Raw genomic sequence first — 15871 nt, forward strand, 5'->3', positions numbered from 1 at the left:
CTCAGATTCGCACCGGGGGAGGGGGCCGACAAGGGGGCGCGCGAGGCGCCCCCGGGGGCGGGCGGGGGCGCGCTCAGGCGCCCGTCGTCGCCGCGTGCCCCAGCCGTCCCAGCAGCTCCTCGTGGAGCAGCCCGTTCGAGGCCGCCGCGTTCCCGCTGTGCGGGCCGGGCCGGCCGTCCAGGCCCGTGTACGAGCCGCCGGCCTCCTGCACCACGATCGCCACCGCCGCCATGTCCCACAGCGACAGCTCCGGCTCCGCGCACAGGTCCACCGAGCCCTCGGCGACCATCATGTACGGCCAGAAGTCCCCGTACGCCCGGGTCCGCCAGCACGCACGCGTGAGGTCCAGGAAGGCGTCCAGCCGGCCCCGCTCCTCCCAGCCGCTCAGCGAGGAGTACGCGAACGAGGCGTCGGCCAGCGAGGCCACCCCGGAGACGCCGATCCGGGTCCCCGCGTCCTGCCCGGTGCCGGTGAAGGCGCCCAGGCCCTTCGCCGCCCACCAGCGGCGGCCCAGCGCCGGCGCCGACACCACGCCGACCACCGGCTGGAAGCCGTCCTCGCCCTCCTCCATCAGCGCGATCAGGGTCGCCCACACCGGCACCCCGCGCACGTAGTTCTTGGTGCCGTCGATCGGGTCGATCACCCAGCGGCGGGGGCCGGTGCCCTCCACGCCGTACTCCTCGCCCAGGATCGCGTCCCCGGGCCGCTCCTTCTGGAGCTCCGCGCGGATCAGCTCCTCGGCGGCCCGGTCCGCCTCGCTCACCGGGGTCATGTCCGGCTTCGTCTCGACCTTGAGGTCCAGCGCCCGGAAGCGGGCCATGGTGGCCGCGTCGGCGGCATCCGCGAGGGCATGGGCAAGACGCAGGTCATCGTGGTAATCGGCCATGCCCGGCACTCTAGCGCCGCCCCGATGCCGCCCGGTGAACCGTCTCGCGGCCGGCGTCCGCGCTCTTGACACCGCCCGCGCCCCTGCCGACGCTGGGGGACCACCGTCCGGCCCGGAGGCGCCCATGCCGACCGCCCGCGAGGCGCTCCTCGACGCCGCCCTGGCCGCCCTGGCCCGCCGCCCCTGGTCCGCCGTCCGGATGGCCGACCTCGCCGCCGCCGCCCGGGTCTCCCGGCAGACCCTCTACAACGAGTTCGGCAGCAAGGAGGGGCTGGCCCGGGCCCTCGTCCGGCACGAGGCCGACGCCTACCTCGACGGGGTCCGCCGGCTGCTCCCCGGGCCCGAACCGTCCGCCCGCGACCTCGCCGCCGTCGCCGAATGGACCGTCGCCCGGGCCGGCGACCGGCCGATACTGCGCTCGCTGCTCACCGGCGCCTGGACCGAGGGCCTGCCCCGGCCCCGCCCGGTCCGGCCGGGCGCCCCGCCCGCCCCCGTACCCGCGCAGCGGCGGGCCGACGCCGGACCGCCGGCGCCGGGGGAGATCCTCGCGGCGACCGCGCGCTGCGCGGGGGAGCGGTGGGCGGCCGGCTGCGAACTGGCCCTGCGGCTCGCCGTCAGCCATGTCGTCGCCCCGGCGCTGCCGACGGCGGATCAGTGCGCCGAGCCGGACAGCTGGAGGCCGATGACCCCCACGATGACGAAGGTGATCGAGACGATCTTGAGCGTGGAGACCAGGTCGCCGAGGAAGACCATGCCGTAGATGGCGGTGCCGGCCGCCCCGATCCCCGTCCACACCGCGTACGCCGGGCCCACGTCGAGCTTCTTCAGGGCGAGCGTCAGCAGCCCGAAGCTGCCGAGGGCGAAACAGGCGAAGGCGATCGTCGGCCACAGCCGGGTGAACCCGTGCGAGAGCTTCAGGCAGACCGCGAAACCCGTCTCCAGGAGCCCCGCGACCACCACCAGCAGCCACGCCATCGTTCCCGCCTCCCACCCGGTCGGATTGCCCGCACCTGTGCGGTTATGTCCTTACCGGTCTGGAGGCGGCCGTAAACCCGGCGGAAGACGGGCCCGTCCGGGGTCAGTCGCCCTCGCGCCGCTCGCGGGTGGAGAGCAGCCGCCGCAGCGAGTACAGCCGCGCCGGATCGGCGTGCCCCTCCGCCACCCAGGCGTCCAGGGCGCAGTCCGGCTCGTCGTGGCTGCACGCGCGCGGGCACTCCTCCGTGCCCGGCTCCAGGTCGGGGAAGGCGTGGATGACCCGGGACGGATCGACGTGGTGCAGACCGAAGGAGCGCACGCCCGGCGTGTCGATGACCCAGCCGTCCACCACGTCCAGCGGCAGCGCGAGCGCCGAGGTGGTGGTGTGCCGGCCACGCCCCGTCACCGCGTTCACATGCCCGGTGATCCGCCGCTTCTCCTCCGGCACCAGCGCGTTGACCAGCGTCGTCTTGCCGACGCCGGAGTGGCCCACGAAGGCCGTCACCCGGCCGTCCAGGTGCTCCCGCACCCGGTCCGCCGCCCCGCCGTCGTACAGCTCCTCGCGGTTCACCACCACGTGCGGGATGTCCAGGTCGCCGTAGAGCTCCAGGAGCTTCTCGGGCGGGGCCAGGTCCGACTTGGTCAGCACCAGGAACGGCTCCAGACCGCCGTCGTACGCGGCGACCAGGCAGCGGTCGATCAGCCGGGGGCGCGGCTCCGGGTCGGCCAGCGCCGTGACGATGGCGAGCTGGTCGGCGTTGGCGACGACCACCCGCTCGTACGGGTCGTCGTCGTCGGCCGTGCGGCGCAGCACCGAGCTCCGCTCGCCGATCCGCACGATCCGGGCCAGCGTGTCCTTCTCGCCCGAGAGGTCGCCCACCAGGGAGACCCGGTCGCCCACCACGGCCGCCTTGCGGCCCAGTTCGCGGGCCTTCATCGCCATCACGGTCCGGCCCTCGACCAGACAGGTCAGCCGGCCGCGGTCCACGGTGAGGACCATGCCCTCGACGGCGTCCTCGTGCTTGGGCCGGATGCTGGTCCGCGGCCGGGTGCCCTTGCGGTTGGGCCGGTGGCGGATGTCGTCCTCGTCGGTGTGCTTGCCGTAGCGCCGCATGGTTCAGGCTCCGAGCATTTCGGTCCACATCCCCGGGAAGTCCGGCAAGGTCTTGGCCGTCGTGGCCACGTCCTCGATCCGCACGCCCGGCACGGCGAGGCCGATGATGGCGCCCGCGGTCGCCATCCGGTGGTCGTGGTACGTGTGGAAGACGCCGCCGCGCAGCGGGCGCGGGCGGATGTGCAGCCCGTCCTCGGTCTCGGTGACGTCGCCGCCGAGGCCGTTGATCTCCCGGGTGAGCGCCGCCAGCCGGTCGGTCTCGTGGAGCCGCAGGTGCGCCACCCCGCGCAGGGTGGACGGGGAGTCCGCGAGGGCCGCGACGGCCGCGATGCCGGGGGTCAGCTCGCCGACCTCGCCCAGGTCCACGTCGATGCCGTGGATCCGGCCGGTGCCGGTGAAGGTGAGACCCGCGTCGGTGAGCTCGCAGGCGCCGCCCATCTCGGTGAAGATCCGGCGCAGCTCGTCACCGGGCTGGGTGGTGCGGGCCGGCCAGTCCGGGACGGTCACCCGGCCGCCGGTGACCAGCGCGGCGGCCAGGAACGGCTGCGCGTTCGACAGGTCCGGCTCGATGACCAGGTCCCGGCCGCGCAGCGCCGACGGGGTGACCCGCCACACGTCCGGCTCGCCGCCGTGCTCCGGCTCGTCGACCTTGGCGCCCACCGCGCGCAGCATGTCCACGGTCATCCGGATGTGCGGCATCGACGGGAGCCGGCCGCCGACGTGCCGGACCTCGACGCCCTGGTTGAAGCGGGGGCCGGAGAGCAGCAGCGCGCTGACGAACTGGGAGGACGAGGAGGCGTCGATCTCCACGACGCCGCCGTCGAGGCCGCCGGCGCCGTGCACGGTCATCGGGAGGGCGCCGCGGCCCTCGTCGTCGATCCGGGCGCCGAGGGCGCGCAGCGCGTCGATCACGCCGTGCAGCGGGCGCTCGTGGGAGCGCGGGTCGCCGTCGAAGCGGACCGGGCCGTCGGCGAGCGCGGCGACCGGCGGCAGGAAGCGCATGACGGTGCCCGCGTTGCCGACGTCGACGGTGGCGGCGCCGCGCAGCGGGGCGGGGATGATCCGCCACGCCTCGCCGGTGACGCCGGGGCCGCCCGCGGCGGAGGAGCTGGACGACACCGTCTCCTCGATCTTCACGCCCAGGGTGCGCAGGCCCTCCGCCATCAGGAGGGTGTCGCGGGAGCGGAGCGGGCGGCGCACCCAGCCCGGCTCGGCGGCGAGCGCGGCGAGCACCAGGGCGCGGTTGGTGACCGACTTCGAACCCGGCACGGTCACGGTCGCGTCGACGGGGCCGCTCGCGTACGGGGCGGGCCAGAGGTCCGGGCCGGCGGGGGCGGCGGGCTGCGACGGATCGGGGTGCGCGGGGGATGCTGCGGTCATGCCCTCACTGTACGGGGGTGTCAGCGGCCCAGAAGCCAGGTGGCGCCGCCGATCAGGCAGCTGAGGGACACCGTGTGGAAGAAGGCCAGCCACACCCCGGCGGGCACATGGGTGAGCCGGGAGAGCTGGTCGGCGTCCGAGTCCGGCGCCCCGCCGTGCCGCCGCTTCCGCTGCAGCTCGAAGGGCGGCCGCACTCCGCCGAGGAGCAGGAACCACACCACCGCGTACGCGAAGAGCGCCTGCACCTCCGGGGCCGCCAGCCAGGACACCAGGACGAAGAGCGCGCCGGTGAGGACGACGGAGAGGATCCCGTACGCGTTGCGGACCATGACCAGCACGGCCAGCAGCAGCGCGGTCGCCGCCCACAGCAGCACCGCGACCAGGCCGGCGCCGAGCAGCGCCGCTCCGCCGAGGCCGAGCAGCGGGGCCGCCGTGTAGCCGGCGGCCAGGGTGAGGACGACGCCGAGACCGGTCGGGCGGCCCCGGGTGACGGTAAGACCGCTGGTGTCGGAGTGCAGCCGGATCGCCATCAGCCGCCGGCGGCAGGCGAGCGCGACCAGGGCGTGGCCGCCCTCGTGGGCGATGGTGATCGCGTTCCGCGCGACCAGCCAGATCCGCCGGGGCACGGTGGCGGCGAGCGCGGCGAGGCCGGTGGCGATCACCAGCCATTCCGCCGGGGCGGCCTGCGGGCTGAAGAGGTCCATCCTCCGGTCCGCTCCTCTCTGGCTCGGGGATCGTGGCAGTGTGGCACGTATGTGCGGACGTTATGCGGCGAGCCGGCGGCCCGAGGACCTCGTGGGCCTCTTCGGGATCGAGAAGTGGGAGCCGGAGGAGACCCTGGAGCAGGACTGGAACGTGGCCCCCACCAAGGAGGTCTACGCGGTCCTCGAACGCCCTCTGAAGGACGCGGAATCGCGCCGGCCGGTTCGCCAGCTGCGCGCCCTGAAGTGGGGCCTGGTCCCGTCCTGGTCGAAGTCGCCGGAGGGCGCCGCCCGGATGATCAACGCCCGGGCCGAGACCGTGCACGAGAAGCCGTCCTTCAAGCGCGCCTTCCAGGCCCGCCGCTGCATCCTGCCCGCCGACGGCTATTACGAGTGGGTGACCGGCGCCGCCGAACGCGACCTGGAGGTCGAGGGGAAGAAGAAGCGGCCCCGGAAGCAGCCGTACTTCGTGACCCCGGCCGACGGCTCGGTCTTCGCCATGGCCGGCCTCTACGAGTTCTGGCGCGACCCCGCGCTCCCGCCCGAGCACCCGGACGCCTGGTGGGCCACCTGCTCGGTGATCACCACCGAGGCCGAGACCGGCCCGCTGGGCGTGGCGCCCGCCGAGGGCCCCGGCTCGCTCGCCGAGATCCATCCCCGGATGCCGCTGATGCTCACCGAGGACCGCTGGGACGCCTGGCTCGACCCGGCCACCACGGAACCCGACGAGCTGCGCGCCCTGCTCGCCCCGCCGCCCGGCGGCCTGATGCGGGCCTATCCGGTCTCCACCGCCGTCAGCAACGTCCGCAACAACGGCCCCGAACTCCTCACCGAGCTGGCGGGACCCGAGGTCGGCACGCTCTTCTGATCGCCGCCGGACGCGGGCCGGGACGGCAGGATGGGCCATGTGACGAAGATCGAGACCGTGCCCACCGACGCCGGTGAGGCCCGCATCACCTGGCACACCGCCCCCCGGGCCCGCCGCGTCCTCGCCCTCGGCCACGGCGCCGGCGGCGGCATCGAGGCCCGCGACCTGGCCGCCCTCGCCGCCGCGCTGCCCGACCGGGGCGTCACCGTCGCCCTGGTCGAGCAGCCCTGGCGGGTCGCCGGGAAGAAGGTCGCGCCCGCGCCGAAGACCCTGGACACCGGCTGGCGCGGCCTCTGGCCGGCCCTCGCGGCGCCCGGCCTCCCGGTCGTCGCGGGCGGCCGCAGCGCCGGCGCCCGGGTGGCCTGCCGGACCGGCGCGGAGCTCGGTGCCGCCGCCGTCCTCGCCCTGAGCTTCCCGCTCCACCCGCCGGGGAAGCCGGAGAGCTCCCGCGCCGCGGAGCTCCTCGGCACCGGCCTGCCCACCCTCGTCGTCCAGGGCGGCAACGACCCCTTCGGGCGGCCGGAGGAGTTTCCCGCCGGAGGCGCCTACGAACTCGTCGAGATCCCGTACGGCGACCACGGCTTCGCCGTCGCCAAGCGCGCCCCGGTCGGGCAGGACGAGGCCGTCGGACGGATCGTCGCGAGCGTCGCGGAGTGGCTCGCCGCGCTGCGCTGAAACCCGCCCGGCGCCCGGGAATGCGGGGGCCCCGGGGGCTGTTGTGGAGAGCGTCGGTGTGAGAAGCGAGAGAGGGAGTCCGTCGCATGGGTTCGACCATCTGCCCGGAGCGGGCCAGGTCCGCGGAGCTCGACTGGACCGTGCTGCCCGCGCCCAAGGCCGCCCCGATTCGGGCGGCGGGCGGAGCGGTTCCTCGTCTATCCTCCGAGACGAGCGGGTCCGGCACCGGCCCCGTCACCGCGCTGGAGGAGGTGGGTCCGGTCACTGGGACCGACACAGGGACCGACGACGGCCCCGAGGAGACGACCGAGGAGCGCAACGCGCGCTTCGAGCGGGACGCCCTCGGCTACCTCGACCAGATGTACTCGGCCGCGCTGCGCATGACGCGCAACCCCGCGGACGCCGAGGACCTGGTGCAGGAGACCTACGCGAAGGCGTACGGCTCCTTCCACCAGTTCCGCGAGGGCACCAACCTCAAGGCGTGGCTGTACCGCATCCTCACCAACACCTTCATCAACTCGTACCGCAAGAAGCAGCGCGAGCCCCAGCGCAGCGCCGCCGAGGAGATCGAGGACTGGCAGCTCGCCCGCGCCGAGTCGCACATGTCGACCGGTCTGCGCTCCGCCGAGTCGCAGGCGCTCGACCACCTCCCCGACTCGGACGTGAAGGAAGCGCTCCAGGCGATCCCCGAGGAGTTCCGCATCGCGGTCTACCTCGCCGACGTCGAGGGCTTTGCCTACAAGGAGATCGCCGACATCATGGGGACCCCCATCGGTACGGTGATGTCCCGCCTGCACCGGGGCCGCCGCCAGCTCCGCGGCATGCTCGAGGACTACGCCCGCGAGCGTGGCCTCGTCCCCGCCGGCGCCGGAGAGTCGTCCAAGGATCTGAAAGGCGCGGACTCATGAGCTGCGGAGAGCCGCACGAGACGGATTGCTCGGAAGTCCTGGATCATCTCTACGAGTTCCTCGACCGAGAGATGCCCGACGGTGAATGCACCAAGTTCGAGGTGCACTTCGAGGAGTGCTCCCCGTGCCTGGAGAAGTACGGCCTCGAACAGGCGGTCAAGAAGCTCGTCAAGCGCTGCTGCGGCAGCGACGACGTCCCCACCGACCTGCGGGCCAAGGTCATGGGCCGGATCGACCTGATCCGCGCCGGGCACCTGGTGCCCGAGCAGGACGCCGTCGCCCCGGAGAGCCCGGCCCCGCAGACCCCGGCCGCCCAGGAGTGACCGCACGGGTGTGCGGGCCCTCGCCCGCGCACTCGTCAGCTTGTATCACCCGATGGTAGGAATCGACGGCGGCCCGCCTTCCGCGGCCGCCGTCCTCGCTAGCGTGACCGCGTGACGGTCGTGAAGCCCCTCCCGCGAACGGCCCGCGCGTCCATCGTCTGCGCCGCCCTCGGCGCCGCGGCGTGCGCCCTGCCCGCCCTCCACCCCCCGTCGCCCACCCCTTGGGCGACGGCCGGGCTCCTCGCCGCCCTGTACGCGCTCTGCGAGCTGCCCGCCCGCTGCCGCGTCCTCGGCCGCACCGTCGGCGGCTCCTTCTTCCCGGTCCTCCTCGCCGCCGCCCTGCTGCTGCCCCCGGCCGCCGCCGCGCTCACCGCCCTCCCCGGCGGCCTCCTCGCCCGCGTCGAGGAACCCCCCGCCGGCTGGCGCCGCGCCTGGCGCGCCGCCTCCACCGCCCTCGCCGCCTGGGCCGCCGCCCACGCCGCGGGCGCCCTCGGCACCGGCACCGCCCTCGGCACCGCCGGCGGCAGCCCCGACATGCCCCGCGCGTTACTCGGCGCCCTCGCGGCCGCCCTCGTCTTCTGCCTCGTCCTCACCGCCCTCGACTCCGGCATCCGCGCCGCCGCCGACCGCCTCCCGCTCCGCGCCGCCATGCGCCACGGCCTCCTCGGCCGGGCCCTCGCCCCCCACCTCGTGCACGGCCTCGCCGGCCTCATGATGGGCGTCCTCTGGCGCAGCCCCCACGGCCCCGCCGCCGCCCTCCTCGTCCTGCTCCCGATGTACCTCTCCTGCTGGGTCTTCGCCCAGTACCACCGCGAGCGCGCCGCCCACCAGGCCACCATCCGCGCCCTCGTCCAGGCCGTCGACATCAAGGACAGCTACACCCGCGGCCACAGCGAACGCGTCGGCCACGCCTCCGTCCTGATCGCCCGTGAGCTGGGCATGGACGGCGACCGGCTCGACACCGTCCGCTTCGCCGGCATCCTCCACGACGTCGGCAAGCTCGGCGTCCCCACCCGCGTCCTCCGCAAGGACGGCCCGCTCACCCCCGAGGAGCGCCGGATCATCGAACTCCACCCCGAGTACGGCCACGAGATGATCCGCGGCATCGGCTTCCTCGACGAGGCCCGCGACGCCGTCCTCCACCACCACGAACGGATCGACGGCAGCGGCTACCCCTACGGGCTGCGCGGCGAGCAGATCCCCGAATGCGCCCGGGTCGTCGCCGTCGCCGACGCCTTCGACGCGATGACCTCCACCCGCACCTACAGCCGCGCCCGCCCCGTCGCCACCGCCCTCGCCGAACTGCGGCGGTGCGCCGGCAGCCAGTTCGACCCCCGGATGGTCGACGCCCTCGTCCGCGCCCTCGACCGCGAGGGCTGGCAGACCGCCGTCACCGCCGACGACCCCGGCGCACAGGTGCCCGCCCCCCGCGCCCCCGGCCCGCTCACCGCCAAGACCCAGGAGCCCGCATGAGACCCGGGGCGGTCACCGTCGGCGCCGTCCACGGCGCCGCCCTCCTCCTCGGCGCGGCCGGCCTCGTCCACACCCTCTGGCACGGCCTCGCCGAACCCGGCAACGCCCTCGCCTTCGGCGCCCTCATCGCCCTCGGAGAACTGGCCCGCCGGGGCGCCCGCCCCGGAGAACGCGAACCCGCCCCGCTCGCCGCCGCCGGCGCCCTCGCCTACGCCCTGCTCGGCGACGACGCCGGCGCCGCCACCACCCACGGCGTCCTCCAGATCGTCGCCGTCGTCTGCGCCGGCGGACTCGCCGGCATCGTGCCCCACATCGCCCGCGGCCACGGCCCCGACCTCGACCACCTCGCCCGCCGGCTCCTCACCGTCGGCTTCGCCGCCCTCTGCTTCCAGCCGCTCTACAACTCCGGCACCGTCACCGGACACCTCGGCCTCGGCGCCGCCTACGCCCTCTTCCTGGTCCTCGTCCTCGGACTGACCGGCCTCTGCGACGCCGTCCTCGCCGCCCTCCTGCTCCGCGCCCGCACCGCGTACCCGTACGGCCCCCTCCTCCGCGACGAACTCCGCGCCCTCCTCGGCATCGGCTCCGCCGTCTGCGCCACCGGCGTCGTCATGGCCCTCGGCGTCGGCGCCGCCGGCCTCTGGGCGCTGCCCGTCCTCGCCGTACCGCTGCTCCTCACCCAGGTCTCCTTCCGCCGGTACGCGGCCGTCCGCACCGTCAACCGGCAGACCATCGCCTCCCTCGCCCGGGCGACCGAGATCGCCGGCTGCACCCCGCCCGGCCACGCCCGCCGGGTCGCCGCCCTCTCCACCGCCGTCGGCCGCGAGCTGGGCCTCGGCGGCGCCGAGCTGGCCGTCCTGGAGTACGCCGCCCTCATGCACGACATCGGACAGCTCTCCCTCGTCGACCCCGTCGCAGGCGGCGCCACCGCCCTCCTCCCCGCCGACCAGCAGCGCCGCATCGCCCTCCTCGGCGGCGAGGTCGTCCGCATGACCGGCGTCCCCTCCGCCGTCGCCCAGGTCGTCGAGCGGCAGGCCGACCCGTACCGCGAGCAGCCGCAGGCCGCCCGGATCGTCCGCGCCGTGAACGCCTACGACGACCTCGCCGGGGAGGACGCGGCCGCCGCCCTGGAGGCCCTGGAGCTGCTCCGGCTCGGCACCGCCCGGGACTACCACCCCGAGGTCGTCGCCTGCCTGGCCAGGGTCCTGGCCCGCGGCGGAACCCCTGGGGTGACCTCGGTCCCCACGGGGTAACCCATGGGTAATGAGCGCGCGTCCGACCCGGCATGGTTGGATGCGAACAAGAGGGTGAAGCGACCGGGCAGGCGGGAATCGTGAGGATCTTCGGGAAGGTACGGCATCGGCCCTCCGCCTCGTGGCGGCAGGCCACCGACCGGGCGTTCACGCTGATCGGCGACGGACGGTACGAGGACGCGGGCGCGCTGCTCACCCGGGCGGCCGATCTGGAGCCCTGGCTCTCCGAGTCCTGGTTCAACCTGGCGCTGCTCCACAAGTTCCGGCACGACTGGGAGCAGGCCCGCGCCGCCGGACTGCGGGCCGTGGCCCTGCTCGACAAGGAGACCGGCGCCCCCGACTGGTGGAACGTCGGCATCGCCGCCACCGCCCTCCAGGACTGGCCGCTGGCCCGCCGTGCCTGGCAGGCGTACGGCCTGAAGGTCCCCGGAGCCTCCTCCGCCACCGGCGAACCCGCCGGGATGGAGCTCGGCAGCGCCGCCGTGCGGCTCTCGCCGGAGGGCGAGGCCGAGGTGGTGTGGGGCCGCAGGCTCGACCCGGCCCGCATCGAGGTGCTCTCCATCCCGCTGCCGTCCTCCGGCCGCCGCTGGGGCGAGGTCGTCCTCCACGACGGCGTCCCGAACGGCGAGCGGACCACCACCGCCGGCCCCTCCTACCCGGTCTTCGACGAGATCGAGCTGTGGGCCCCGTCGCCCGTCCCCACCTGGGTCGTCCTCCTGGAGGCGGCCACCGAGGCGGACCGGGACGCCCTGGAGCAGCTGGCCGCCGAGGCGGGCTTCGCCGCCGAGGACTGGTCGTCGTCGGTACGGCTCCTCTGCCGGGCCTGCTCCGAGTCGACCATGCCCAGCGCCGAGGGCGAGGGCGACCACGTCGACCCGCACGACCACAGCGAGCCCGGCCACCCCGGACCGCTCGGCCACCGCTCGCCCGGCGAACTGTGGGTGCCCGAGCGCGAGTGCGGCATCGCCGCCCCGGCCGACCTGGTCCGCGGCCTCCTCGACGGCTGGGTCGCCGACAGCCCCGACAGCCGGGAATGGCGCGATCTCGAAGAGGTCTGCTGAGCCTTCCGCCCCGGCCCCGTAGGCTGTCCCCTGACGGAATCGGGTTTTCAGGAAGGCGCGGCGGCACATGGCGCAGCAGGAGACGGGCGAGCAGATCTTCACGGGCTACGCCCTGGACGACGACGGCTACATCGTGGACACGGAGGACTGCGAGGCGCGCGAGCTCGCCCACCGTGAGCGCGGCACCTCCCGTCCGATCACGGTCGTCGGCAACCCGGTGCTCCACCACGAGTGCAAGGACGTCACCGAGTTCGGCCCCGAACTCGCGGCGCTGGTCGACGACATGTTCGCCAGCCAGAAGACCGCCGAGGGCGTCGGCCTCGCCGCCAACCAGATCGGCGTCGGCCTGAAGGTCTTCGTCTACGACTGCCCCGACGACGAGGGCGTCCGCCACACCGGCCACGTGGTCAACCCGGTGCTCCAGGAGCTGCCGGCCGACCGCCGCCACCTCGACGACTCCAACGAGGGCTGCCTCTCGGTCCCCACCGCCTACGCGGAGCTGGCCCGTCCGGACTTCGCCGAGGTCCACGGCCAGGACCTGCACGGCAACCCCATCAAGGTCCGCGGCACCGGCTACTTCGCCCGCTGCCTCCAGCACGAGACGGACCACCTGTACGGCTTCCTGTACATCGACAAGCTCTCCAAGCGCGACCGCAAGGACGCCCTCCGCCAGATGGCCGAAGGCACCCCGCGCTACCCGGTCGTCCCCAACGACTGACCGGCCCCGGCCACGCCGAAGGGCCCCGCACTCGTGGAGTGCGGGGCCCTCTCGCGTATCCGGACGGCCTAGAAGTCCTCGTCCAGGTCGACCGTGCCCTCGACCGCCACCTGGTAGGCGGACGGGCGGCGCTCGAAGAAGTTGGTGAGTTCCTGGACGCCCTGGAGCTCCATGAAGGCGAACGGGTTCTCGGAGCCGTAGACCGGGGGGAAGCCGAGGCGCTGGAGGCGCTGGTCGGCGACGCACTGGAGGTACTCGCGCATCGACTCGGTGTTCATGCCCGGCAGGCCGTCGCCGCACAGGTCGCGGCCGAACTGGAGCTCCGCCTCGACGGCCTCCTTCAGCATGTCCGTGACCTGCTGCTGGAGGGCGTCGTCGAAGAGCTCCGGCTCCTCCTTGCGGACGGTGTCCACGACCTCGAAGGCGAAGTTCATGTGCATGGTCTCGTCGCGGAAGACCCAGTTGGTGCCGGTCGCCAGGCCGTGCAGCAGGCCGCGCGAGCGGAACCAGTAGACGTACGCGAAGGCGCCGTAGAAGAACAGGCCCTCGATGCAGGCGGCGAAGCAGATCAGGTTGAGCAGGAAGCGGCGGCGGTCGGCGGCCGTCTCCAGCTTCTCGATCTTCTCGACGGAATCCATCCACGTGAAGCAGAACTGCGCCTTCTCGCGGATGGAGGGGATGTTCTCGACGGCCGCGAAGGCCGCCGCCCGGTCGTCCGGGTCGGGCAGGTAGGTGTCCAGGAGGGTCAGGTAGAACTGGACGTGCACGGCCTCCTCGAAGAGCTGACGGCTCAGGTAGAGCCGCGCCTCGGGGGAGTTGATGTGCTTGTAGAGCGTCAGGACCAGGTTGTTCGCCACGATCGAGTCGCCCGTCGCGAAGAACGCGACGAGCCGGCCGATCATGTGCTGCTCGCCGGGGGTGAGCTTGGCGAGGTCGGCGACGTCCGAGTGGAGGTCGACCTCCTCGACGGTCCAGGTGTTCTTGATGGCGTCCCGGTACCGCTCGTAGAAGTCCGGGTAGCGCATCGGGCGGAGCGTCAGCTCGAAGCCCGGGTCCAGGAGGTTCTTCTTCTCGGTACTCATCACTGGCAGGCCTCGCAGGACTCGGGGTTCTCAAGGGAGCAGGCGATCGCGTCCGCGTCGGGGGTCGCCTGCTGGACGGGGATCGGGGCTGCGGCCTGGGCGGCGCGGGCGATCCGGGTCGCCGGGCGGGAGCGCAGGTAGTACGTCGTCTTCAGGCCCTGCCTCCAGGCGTACGCGTACATCGACGACAGCTTGCCGATGGTGGGCGTCTCCATGAACAGGTTCAGGGACTGCGACTGGTCGAGGAACGGCGTGCGCGCCGCGGCCATGTCGATGAGCCCGCGCTGCGGGATCTCCCAGGCCGTCCGGTACAGCTCGCGCACCTCGGCCGGGACCCAGCTGAAGCCGGCCACCGAGCCGTTGGCGTCGCGCAGCGCCTCGCGGGTCTGCGCGTCCCACACGCCGAGCCGCTTCAGCTCGGCGACCAGGTACGAGTTGACCTGGAGGAACTCGCCGGACAGCGTCTCGCGCTTGAACAGGTTGGAGACCTGCGGCTCGATGCACTCGTAGACGCCGGCGATCGAGGCGATCGTCGCGGTCGGCGCGATGGCGAGGAGCAGGGAGTTGCGCATGCCGACGGCGGCGATCCGCTCGCGCAGCGCCGCCCAGCGCTCCGGCCAGTTCAGCTCGACGTCGTAGTGGTCGGGGTGCAGCACGCCCCGGGCCGCGCGGGTCTTCTCCCAGGCGGGGAGCGGGCCGTTGCGCTCGGCGAGGTCGGCGGACGCCTCGTACGCGGCGAGCATGATCCGCTCGGCGATCTTCGTGGACAGCGCCTTCGCCTCGGCGGAGTCGAAGGGCAGCCGCAGCTTGAAGAAGACGTCCTGGAGGCCCATCGCGCCCAGGCCGACCGGGCGCCAGCGGGCGTTGGAGTTCCCGGCCTGCTCGGTCGGGTAGAAGTTGATGTCGACGACCCGGTCGAGGAAGGTGACGGCCGTGCGGACCGTGTCGTCCAGGCGGGCCCAGTCGATGCCCTGGATCTCGGGGTGGACGAAGGCGCCCAGGTTGATCGAGCCGAGGTTGCAGACGGCCGTCTCGCCGTCGTTCGTGACCTCGATGATCTCGGTGCAGAGGTTGGAGGAGTGGACGACCGTGCCGGGCTCCGCGGTCTGGTTGGCCGTACGGTTCGAGGCGTCCTTGAAGGTCATCCAGCCGTTGCCGGTCTGGGCCAGGGTCCGCATCATCCGGCCGTACAGGTCGCGGGCCGGGATGGTCCGGCGGGCCAGGCCCTTCGCCTCGGCGGCGCGGTAGGCGGCGTCGAACTCCTCGCCCCACAGGTCGACCAGCTCGGGCACGTCGGCGGGGGAGAACAGCGACCACTCGGCGTCGGCGTCGACCCGGCGCATGAACTCGTCCGGGATCCAGTGGGCGAGGTTCAGGTTGTGGGTGCGGCGGGCGTCCTCGCCGGTGTTGTCGCGGAGCTCCAGGAACTCCTCGATGTCCGCGTGCCAGGTCTCCAGGTAGACGGCGGCGGCGCCCTTGCGGCGGCCGCCCTGGTTCACGGCGGCGACCGAGGCGTCGAGCGTCTTCAGGAACGGCACGATGCCGTTGGAGTGCCCGTTGGTGCCGCGGATCAGCGAACCGCGCGAGCGGATCCGCGAGTAGGAGAGGCCGATGCCGCCCGCGTGCTTCGACAGGCGCGCGACCTGGTGGTAGCGGTCGTAGATCGAGTCCAGCTCGTCCTGCGGGGAGTCCAGGAGGTAGCAGGAGGACATCTGCGGGTGGCGGGTGCCGGAGTTGAAGAGCGTGGGGGAGGAGGGCAGGTAGTCGAGCCGGCTCATCAGCCCGTACAGCGCCGCCACCTCGTCCAGGGCGCGGACCGAGTCGTCCTCGGCGAGGCCGGCCGCGACCCGGAGCATGAAGTGCTGCGGGGTCTCGATCACCTTGCGGGTGATCGGGTGGCGCAGCAGGTAGCGGGAGTACAGCGTCCGCAGGCCGAAGTAGCCGAAGCGGTCGTCGGCGGCCGGGTCGATCAGCGCGTCGAGGCGGGCGGCGTGCCGCGTGACGAAGTCGGCGGTGCGGTCGGCGATCAGGCCCTCGCGGTGGCCGGTGGCGACCGAGGCGGAGAAGGAGACCGCGCCCTGCCCGGCCGCCTCCTCGGCGATCGTGATCGTGAGCAGGCGGGCGGCGAGCCGGGAGTAGGCCGGGTCCTCGGAGATGAGACCGGCGGCGGCCTCGGTGGCCAGTTCGCGCAGCTCCGCCTCGTCCGAACCGGCGTGCCGGCCGCGCAGCGCGGCGGCGGCGACCCGGCCGGGGTCGGTGTCGGTGAGGTCGGCGGTGAGGTCGGTCAGGGTCCGCAGCAGTACGGTCCCGGGGCCGTCGCTCTCGATCGCGGCGGCCTCGGCGGCTGACGGACCCGCAGGCGCGATGGTCACGTGGGGGCTCTCCCTCGCTCGGCCCGGGGCCACGGCGGGGGAGGGGCGGGCGGGCGCATCCGTACGCGCGGAAGCGCCCGCG

Annotated in this window: 16 protein-coding genes; 9 read left to right on the forward strand and 7 right to left on the reverse strand. The window is 73.9% G+C overall.

The window, feature by feature from the left end; genetic code table 11:
* Nucleotides 1-73 precede the first annotated feature (73 nt).
* A complete protein-coding gene (gene hisN / locus ABFY03_RS25135; protein ID WP_346170902.1) occupies nt 74-886 on the reverse strand; it encodes a histidinol-phosphatase in 813 nt (270 codons plus the stop codon).
* A gap of 124 nt (nt 887-1010) precedes the next feature.
* Between hisN and ABFY03_RS25140 the strand changes: the two genes are divergently transcribed.
* Entirely contained in the window at nt 1011-1646 is a 636-nt protein-coding gene (locus ABFY03_RS25140) for a TetR/AcrR family transcriptional regulator (RefSeq protein WP_319009666.1), read from the forward strand.
* Here ABFY03_RS25140 and ABFY03_RS25145 read toward each other — a convergent pair.
* The 4 genes from ABFY03_RS25145 to ABFY03_RS25160 form a co-directional block, all read right to left on the reverse strand.
* Entirely contained in the window at nt 1538-1861 is a 324-nt protein-coding gene (locus tag ABFY03_RS25145; protein WP_030492730.1) for a DMT family transporter, read from the reverse strand. The two genes, ABFY03_RS25140 and ABFY03_RS25145, sit on opposite strands and share 109 nt — an antisense overlap.
* Before the next feature lie 103 nt (nt 1862-1964).
* Nucleotides 1965-2975 carry a ribosome small subunit-dependent GTPase A gene (gene rsgA, locus ABFY03_RS25150; RefSeq protein WP_319009665.1) on the reverse strand — a complete coding sequence of 337 codons (1011 nt, stop codon included), beginning with the start codon at nt 2973-2975 and terminating at the stop codon, nt 1965-1967.
* Between the two features lie 3 nt (nt 2976-2978).
* Complete coding sequence (aroA, locus tag ABFY03_RS25155) at nt 2979-4355, reverse strand: 3-phosphoshikimate 1-carboxyvinyltransferase (RefSeq protein WP_319009664.1); 1377 nt, start codon at nt 4353-4355, stop codon at nt 2979-2981.
* 20 nt (nt 4356-4375) lie between these two features.
* A complete protein-coding gene (locus tag ABFY03_RS25160) occupies nt 4376-5059 on the reverse strand; it encodes a M50 family metallopeptidase (protein WP_319009663.1) in 684 nt (227 codons plus the stop codon).
* Nucleotides 5060-5108: 49 nt separating this feature from the next.
* Between ABFY03_RS25160 and ABFY03_RS25165 the strand changes: the two genes are divergently transcribed.
* From ABFY03_RS25165 to def, 8 genes are all read left to right on the forward strand, one after another.
* Complete coding sequence (locus ABFY03_RS25165) at nt 5109-5924, forward strand: SOS response-associated peptidase (RefSeq protein ID WP_319009662.1); 816 nt, start codon at nt 5109-5111, stop codon at nt 5922-5924.
* Nucleotides 5925-5954: 30 nt separating this feature from the next.
* Nucleotides 5955-6599 (forward strand): alpha/beta hydrolase family protein, encoded by a 645-nt coding sequence (locus ABFY03_RS25170; protein WP_319009661.1) that lies wholly within the window; start codon nt 5955-5957, stop codon nt 6597-6599.
* 251 nt (nt 6600-6850) lie between these two features.
* The gene (locus ABFY03_RS25175; RefSeq protein WP_030492724.1) at nt 6851-7507 is read left to right on the forward strand and encodes a sigma-70 family RNA polymerase sigma factor; all 657 of its coding nucleotides are present in this window, start codon (nt 6851-6853) and stop codon (nt 7505-7507) included.
* Nucleotides 7504-7830 carry a mycothiol system anti-sigma-R factor gene (gene rsrA / locus ABFY03_RS25180; RefSeq protein ID WP_319009660.1) on the forward strand — a complete coding sequence of 109 codons (327 nt, stop codon included), beginning with the start codon at nt 7504-7506 and terminating at the stop codon, nt 7828-7830. Before ABFY03_RS25175 ends, rsrA begins: the two co-directional genes overlap by 4 nt.
* Before the next feature lie 120 nt (nt 7831-7950).
* Nucleotides 7951-9303, forward strand: a complete 1353-nt coding sequence (locus tag ABFY03_RS25185; RefSeq protein ID WP_346172298.1) for an HD-GYP domain-containing protein — start codon at nt 7951-7953, stop codon at nt 9301-9303.
* Nucleotides 9300-10556: an HD-GYP domain-containing protein gene (locus ABFY03_RS25190; protein ID WP_319009659.1), complete on the forward strand. Its 1257-nt coding sequence runs from the start codon at nt 9300-9302 to the stop codon at nt 10554-10556. Before ABFY03_RS25185 ends, ABFY03_RS25190 begins: the two co-directional genes overlap by 4 nt.
* 80 nt (nt 10557-10636) lie before the next feature.
* The gene (locus tag ABFY03_RS25195; protein ID WP_031013187.1) at nt 10637-11617 is read left to right on the forward strand and encodes a tetratricopeptide repeat protein; all 981 of its coding nucleotides are present in this window, start codon (nt 10637-10639) and stop codon (nt 11615-11617) included.
* A 67-nt stretch (nt 11618-11684) separates the two neighbouring features.
* On the forward strand, nt 11685-12335 hold the full coding sequence (gene def / locus ABFY03_RS25200) for a peptide deformylase (protein ID WP_031013186.1): 651 nt from the start codon (nt 11685-11687) through the stop codon (nt 12333-12335).
* Nucleotides 12336-12403: 68 nt separating this feature from the next.
* Here def and ABFY03_RS25205 read toward each other — a convergent pair whose 3' ends face one another.
* Complete coding sequence (locus ABFY03_RS25205) at nt 12404-13417, reverse strand: ribonucleotide-diphosphate reductase subunit beta (RefSeq protein WP_346170903.1); 1014 nt, start codon at nt 13415-13417, stop codon at nt 12404-12406.
* A complete protein-coding gene (locus ABFY03_RS25210) occupies nt 13417-15789 on the reverse strand; it encodes a ribonucleoside-diphosphate reductase subunit alpha (protein ID WP_346170904.1) in 2373 nt (790 codons plus the stop codon). Before ABFY03_RS25210 ends, ABFY03_RS25205 begins: the two co-directional genes overlap by 1 nt.
* Nucleotides 15790-15871 lie beyond the last annotated feature (82 nt).

It is taken from the genome of Streptomyces roseofulvus (assembly GCF_039534915.1).
Lineage (GTDB): Bacteria > Actinomycetota > Actinomycetes > Streptomycetales > Streptomycetaceae > Streptomyces > Streptomyces roseofulvus.